General features: G+C 72.3%; 5 protein-coding genes. 3 read left to right on the top strand and 2 right to left on the bottom strand.

Annotated features, from left to right (window positions below; all coding sequences use genetic code 11):
• Positions 1–952, bottom strand: a 952-nt coding sequence (locus tag AMY39116_RS46715) for a hypothetical protein (RefSeq protein ID WP_039792185.1), incomplete at its 3' end; no start/stop codon positions are given.
• The gene (locus tag AMY39116_RS0341450) at positions 949–1,716 is read right to left on the bottom strand and encodes a DUF4239 domain-containing protein (RefSeq protein WP_020423483.1); all 768 of its coding nucleotides are present in this window, start codon (positions 1,714–1,716) and stop codon (positions 949–951) included. The genes AMY39116_RS46715 and AMY39116_RS0341450, both read right to left, overlap by 4 nt.
• A 646-nt stretch (positions 1,717–2,362) precedes the next feature.
• Here AMY39116_RS0341450 and AMY39116_RS0341445 point away from each other — a divergent pair.
• From AMY39116_RS0341445 to AMY39116_RS0341435, 3 genes are read left to right on the top strand one after another with little or no spacing between them, the layout of a single operon-like run.
• Positions 2,363–3,778, top strand: a complete 1,416-nt coding sequence (locus AMY39116_RS0341445; protein WP_020423482.1) for a family 2B encapsulin nanocompartment shell protein — start codon at positions 2,363–2,365, stop codon at positions 3,776–3,778.
• 40 nt (positions 3,779–3,818) lie between these two features.
• The gene (locus AMY39116_RS0341440) at positions 3,819–5,216 is read left to right on the top strand and encodes a family 2B encapsulin nanocompartment shell protein (protein WP_027936698.1); all 1,398 of its coding nucleotides are present in this window, start codon (positions 3,819–3,821) and stop codon (positions 5,214–5,216) included.
• Entirely contained in the window at positions 5,213–6,244 is a 1,032-nt protein-coding gene (locus AMY39116_RS0341435; RefSeq protein ID WP_020423480.1) for a family 2 encapsulin nanocompartment cargo protein polyprenyl transferase, read from the top strand. Before AMY39116_RS0341440 ends, AMY39116_RS0341435 begins: the two co-directional genes overlap by 4 nt.
• The last annotated feature ends 123 nt before the right edge of the window (positions 6,245–6,367 follow it).

Raw genomic sequence — 6,367 nt, 5'->3', positions numbered from 1 at the left:
GGCTCGGCGCCGGAGGAGGCGGCGGCGCGGGCACGACCGGAGCCACCGCCGGGGGCGGCGGAGGCGGTGGAGGTGCGGGCGGCGGAGGAGGCGGTGGCACTGGGGGCGCTGGAGGTGGGGGCACTGGAGGTGGGGGCGGCGGTGGCGCGGGCGCCCGCAGGCACCCGGCACTGTCCGAACCGGATAGCGGCGCCCCGGAGGACACCTCGGTCACCGGCCCGGAGCCGTCCCGGGCGACCCGGAACGTGCGGCTGCGGCCGGCGCTGCGGTTCGCCGTCACGTACAGGGTCTCCCCCGCCAGCACGACCGAGCCGTACGCGGTGGCAGGCGGCAGCACCGGCCCGGACACCGGGTGGGTCCACCCCGACACCGGGTCGATCCGCACGACCCGCCCGCTGAACGGGAACGTGCTCGTCACCCCGTAGAGCTTGCCCCCGGCGAAGTCGAAGTCGTCGATGCCGGAGGTGAACGGCGCCGGCCACAGGTCGACCCCGCGCACCGCCGAGAGGTACCCGTCGCCGCCCGGGTCGATGTCGATCACGTACAGGTCGTCGTCCCGCAGCACGTACCAGCGGTTGCCGAACACCGCGCCCGCGGTGGCCCGGTCCAGCCCGCGGCGGTCGGTCGTCCGCACCGGGCCGAGCCGGGTCAGCTCGCCGTCCCGGCCGACGGCCACCGCCGTGCCGTCGCGGGTCAGGCCGTACACCCGGTCCTGGGCGCGGGCGTAGCCGAGGGCGTTGACCTGCACGCCGAGCGCGGTCCGGTTCTCCACCGCCCCGGAGGGCATCCGCACCAGCTCCACGGTGGACGGTCCGCCCGGTGCCGTGTTGACGACGCGGAGGACCGTGCAGGCGGTGGCGGGCGCCGCCCCGGCCGCGGGCGTGACCGGCAGCAGCGAGGCCGCCAGGACGGCCGCGGCCGCCAGCACCCGGGCCGGCCGCCGTACCCTCACCGCAGCCGCTCGATCGCCTGGCTGAACGCGTCCGGGCCCACCTTCGACCCGCCCGCGAACGGGTTCTGCATCTGGAAGATCGCGAAGAGCAGCAGGGTCGTCGCCGCGGCGAGGGTGGACACGATCACGATGTGGGTCAGTGACTTCGTGCCGCCGAACAGGTTGGGCAGCAGCACGAAGATCACGCTGCCGCCGATCAGCACGAACCACACCACCATGCCGACGTTGTTGTCCCGCACCGCGTTGAGCCGGGCCTGCCGCTCCTTGAACACGTCCAGCAGCGAGTCGGCGACCTCGGTCTTGCGGCTGGTCAGCCAGTCGTCGTCGCCGGGGACGTCGGCGGTGTCGACCACCGCGCGCATCCGGTCGAGCTGGTCCCAGCCCTCCTCGGGCAGCACACCGCCGTCCCGCATGCGCGGCCACTCCCGGTTCACCACCGTGTCCGCGTAGCCCGCGGCCAGCTCGCGGATCTCCGTGCGCGCCGGCTCGGGCAGCGCGTCGGCCGCCCACGAGGCGGCGACCAGGCTCTGCGCCTCCTCGTAGGAAGAGTCCCGCACGGTGCTCGCCGCGTCGAACAGCGAGATCAGCACGAACGCGATCACCGCCGCGTGCAGGCCGCCGACGATGGTGAACGCCTGGCCGGCCGCGTCGTTGTTGTCCGGTCTGCCCTCGTCCAGGCCGTAACGGCGGACCAGGTAGGCGATGAGCGCGCCCAGCCCGACGGCGCCCACCACCCACAGCGAACCGGCCACGTAGACATTCATCGGCTGTGCCTCCCGAACGGGAAAAGGACGTCGGTCCACGCTAGGCGCGTGCGGATCACGGCGGCAAGTTCGGTTCCGCTCTTTCAGCCCGACGGAATAGAACGGATTATTCGCCGTCACTTGTTCGGAGCAGCAGGCACCTATTCCGCGAATTTCCCGGCCCTGTTGTCCGAGGGCCAACGCGCGGCCGGACGCGCGGCTGGGCCGACCGGGCGAGTTCCGGTCACCGGACGTCACTCCACCTCGGACTCGGCGCGGTTTTTCCGTTGGCAGCCAAGGGTAGGACGTCACTGTTGCGCCGCGCGGACCACGGCGTTCCCAGACTCCGGGAAGTTTCAGCCCGTTCGGAGCAACGAACCGGAAATGCCGGGCGCACGCTGCCGAGCGGGTCACACCACCGGGACCGGCCCGGTTGGGCGGCCCGGGTGATCACCGTCCATTCCGGTCTACCGTGAGTCTGCCGGAACCGCCGAACGTGTGCTTTTCCGGAAATCGCCATCACGCCGCGCCACGGACGAGTGACTGTACGGGTCCGCAACGCCGGTGCTAACGTCGCTTCCGCCGGCCGAGAAAACAAGGCGCCAGTTCGCCGGATCACCAATTTCCAATTCGCGGATCTGATTTTCGACGATGGGTGGTATTTGCCGTGACCGTGACCGATCCCGCCGTGCCCGCACTGGACAGCGGCAGCCAGCAGCAGAGCCTGAGCACCCGCGCCGCGCGGAACCTGGCGACCACGACGAAGTCCGTCCCGCAGATGCAGGCCATCACGTCGCGGTGGCTGCTGCGCCTGCTGCCCTGGGTGGAGGCCTCCGGCGGCGCCTACCGGGTCAACCGGCGGCTGTCCTACGCGGTCGGCGACGGGCGCGTGACGTTCGTGACGACCGCGGGGAACATCGAGGTCATCCCCGCCGAGCTCGGTGAGCTGCCGATCCTGCGCGGCTTCGACGACCAGGAGGTGCTCGCCGCGCTCGCGAGCCGGTTCGAGCAGCGCGAGTACGAGCCCGGCGACGTGATCGTCGAGTTCGGCAGCGCCTCCGACCAGGCCTTCCTCATCGCGCACGGCAAGGTCAGCAAGGTCGGCCCCGGCGAGTACGGCGACTTCACCAACCTCGGGGTGCTGGCCAACGGCGACCACTTCGGCGACGACTCGCTGCTGGACGACTCGAGCATCTGGGAGTACACGGTCAAGGCCGTCACCTCCTGCACGGTGCTGGTGCTCGAACAACGCGGCTTCGACGAGCTGGTCGAGCAGTCCGAGGCGCTGCGTGAGCAGATCGAACTGTTCCGCGCCCGGAAACTGTCCAGTGGCAACGAATACGGCGAGGCCAGCATCGAGCTGTCCTCCGGGCACGAAGGCGAACCGGAGCTGCCCGGCACGTTCGTCGACTACGAGATGTCCCCGCGCGAGTACGAGCTGAGCGTCGCCCAGACCGTCCTGCGCGTGCACAGCCGCGTCGCCGACCTCTACAACCAGCCGATGAACCAGACCGAGCAGCAGCTGCGGCTGACCATCGAGGCGCTGCGCGAGCGGCAGGAGTCCGAGCTGCTGAACAACAAGGACTTCGGCCTGCTCCACAACGCCGACGTCAAGCAGCGCCTGCACACCCGCACCGGCCCGCCGACGCCGGACGACATGGACGAGCTGCTCGGCGCGGTGTGGAAGGAGCCGGCGTTCTTCCTCGCCCACCCGAAGACGATCGCGGCGTTCGGGCGCGAGTGCAACACGCGCGGGATCTACCCGGCGGGCGTGGAGTTCAACGGGCACCACGTGCCGTCCTGGCGCGGCGTGCCGATCCTGCCGTCGAACAAGATCCCGGTGTCGGAGACCCGCACCAGCTCGATCCTGCTGATGCGCGTCGGCGAGCAGAACCAGGGCGTGATCGGCCTGCACCAGACCGGTCTGCCGGACGAGGTCGAGCCCGGCCTGTCGGTGCGGTTCATGGGCATCAACGAGAAGGCGATCATCTCCTACCTGGTGTCGGCGTACTTCTCGGCGGCCGTGCTGGTGCCGGACGCGCTGGCCGTGCTGGAGAAGGTGGAGATCGGCCGCGCGAGCTGACCCGCGGAACCCACGAGCGAACGAGGGGTGGTTGGGTCCGTTGACCGTAACCCTGCAGACCTTCCAGCACACCGAAACCCGGCTGAGCCTGGGCACGGCGGCGGCCCGCAAACTGGCCAGCACCACCAAGTCCGTCCCGCAGAACCAGGCGGTCACCAGCCGGTGGCTGCTGAGCCTGCTGCCGTGGGAGGAGACCGAGGCCGGCACCTACCGGGTCAACCGGCGCCTCACCTGCGTCGCCGGGCAGGGCCGAGTGGCCTTCACCGTCGAGGCGGGCCGCGTCCGGGTGGTGCCGGCCAGCCTCGCCGAACTGCCGTTGTTCCGCGGCTTCGACGACCAGCTCGTCCTGACCGCGCTGGCCGACCGGTTCGAGCAGCGCGAGTACCGCGCCGGCGAGACGATCGTCACCGCGGGCGAGCCGACCGGCGAGGCGTTGCTCGTCGCGCACGGCAAGGTGAGCAAGATCGGCCGCGGCGACTACGGCGACCCGGTCACGCTCGGGGTGCTCGCCGACGGCGACTACCTCGGGCAGCAGGTGCTCGCGGAGTCGCCGGAGCCGTGGGCCTACAGCGTCCGGGCGGAGACGCCGGTGACGGTGCTCGCCCTGCCGCAGCGGGAAGTGCTGGCTTTGCTGGACACCTCGCCGGAGCTTCGGTCCCATGTGGACGGACTGCGGCGGAGTTCGCAGCTGGCGCAGAACAAGCACGGCGAGGCGAACATCGAGCTGGCGTCCGGGCACACCGGGGAGCCCGCGCTGCCGGCCACGTTCGTCGACTACGACCTCAGCCCCCGCGAGTACGAACTCGGGGTGGCGCAGACGATCCTGCGGGTGCACACCCGCGTGGCCGACCTCTACAACCAGCCGATGGACCAGACGCAACAGCAGCTGCGGGTGACGCTGGAGGCGCTGCGCGAGCGGCAGGAGTCCGAACTGCTCAACAACGCCGAGTTCGGCCTGCTCCACAACGCCGACCTCAGCCAGCGCCTGCACACCCGCACCGGTCCGCCCACCCCGGACGACCTGGACGAGCTGCTGTGCCGCCGCCGCAAGACCAAGCTGTTCCTGGCGCACCCCAAGGCGATCGCGGCGTTCGGGCGGCAGTGCTCGGCGCGCGGGATCGCCACGGAGAGCACCGAAGTGGACGGTCACGTCGTGTCCACGTGGCGCGGGGTGCCGATCTTCCCGAGCGACAAGATCCCGGTGTCGCGGACCGGGACGACGTCGATCCTGGCGATGCGGACCGGTTTGGACAGCCAGGGCGTGATCGGGCTGCGCCAGACCGGGCTGCCGGACGAGGTCGAGCCGGGCGTGAACGTGCGGTTCATGGGGATCGACTCGCGCGCCATCGTGTCCTACCTCGTCACGGCGTACTTCTCGGTCGCGGTGCTGGTCCCGGACGCGCTGGGCGTGCTCGAACACGTGGAGGTCGGACGGTGACGGAGACGGTGGCCGGGACCCGGACGGCGCGGGAACTCCTGGCGTGGAGCCGCGGGTGCGTGGACCCGGCGTTGCGAGCGGCGGTGGCGCGGCTGCCGGAGTCGATGCGGCCGCTGGTCTCCTACCACTTCGGGTGGGCGGACGAGACGGGCGCGCCGGCGAGCGGGGGCGGCGGCAAGGCGGTGCGGCCGGCGCTGGTGCTGGCGGCGGCGCGGGCGGTCGGCGAGTGGGGGCCGGCGCTGCCCGGCGCGGTCGCCGTCGAGCTGGTGCACAACTTCTCGCTGCTGCACGACGACGTCATGGACGGCGACGAGACGCGGCGGCACCGGCCGACGGTGTGGAAGCTGTTCGGGGCGGGGCCGGCGATCCTGGCCGGGGACAGCCTGCTGGTGGCGGCGTCGGACGTGCTGGCGGCGAGCGGGCACCCGGCGGCGCGGGAGGCGTTGCGGGTGCTCGGCGCGGCGGTGCAGGACCTGATCGAGGGCCAGGGCGCGGACCTGGCGTTCGAGCAGCGTGCCGACGTCGGGCTGGACGAGTGCCGGCTGATGGCGGAGGGCAAGACCGGGGCGCTGCTGGGGTGCGCGTGCGCGCTGGGCGGGTTGCTCGGCGGCGGGTCGTCCGAGCAGGTCGCCCACCTGCGGCGGTTCGGGGAGGCGGCCGGGCTGGCGTTCCAGATGGTCGACGACCTGCTCGGGATCTGGGGCGACCCGGCGGCGACCGGGAAGCCGGTGTTCTCGGACCTGCGCAACCGCAAGAAGTCGCTGCCGGTGGTGGCGGCGCTGACCTCGGGGACGGCCGCGGGCCGGGAGCTGGCGTCGCTGTACGCGGCGCCGGGTGAGCTGGCGGGGTCGGACCTGGTGCGGGCCGCGCGGCTGGTCGACCAGGCCGGCGGCCGGGAGTGGACCCGCACCGAGGCGGCGGCGCTGCTGGAACGCGCCAGGGCGCACCTGAGAGCCGCCGTGCCGGACCCGAGGGGCGCCGCGGACCTCGAGGCGCTGGCGGCGCTGCTCGCGGACCGGGACAGATAGCCGGAGGCGGTGCCCTGGGCCGACCACCCGCGGACCGGGGAGCGGCGACCCCGCGGAGGGGTAGCGGCGACCACCCGCGGAGCGGGTGCGGCCGGAGCGGTTGCCGGAAGCGGGGCTCGGCGG

The organism is Amycolatopsis sp. ATCC 39116, assembly GCF_000231075.2.
GTDB lineage: Bacteria > Actinomycetota > Actinomycetes > Mycobacteriales > Pseudonocardiaceae > Amycolatopsis_E > Amycolatopsis_E tucumanensis.
This window is presented reverse-complemented; position numbering and strand designations above follow the sequence as displayed.

Excerpts from the sequence above, each read along its gene's own strand:
- AMY39116_RS0341450 (WP_020423483.1), bottom strand. The coding sequence starts at position 1,716 with ATGAATGTCTACGTGGCCGGTTCGCTGTGGGTGGTGGGCGCCGTCGGG.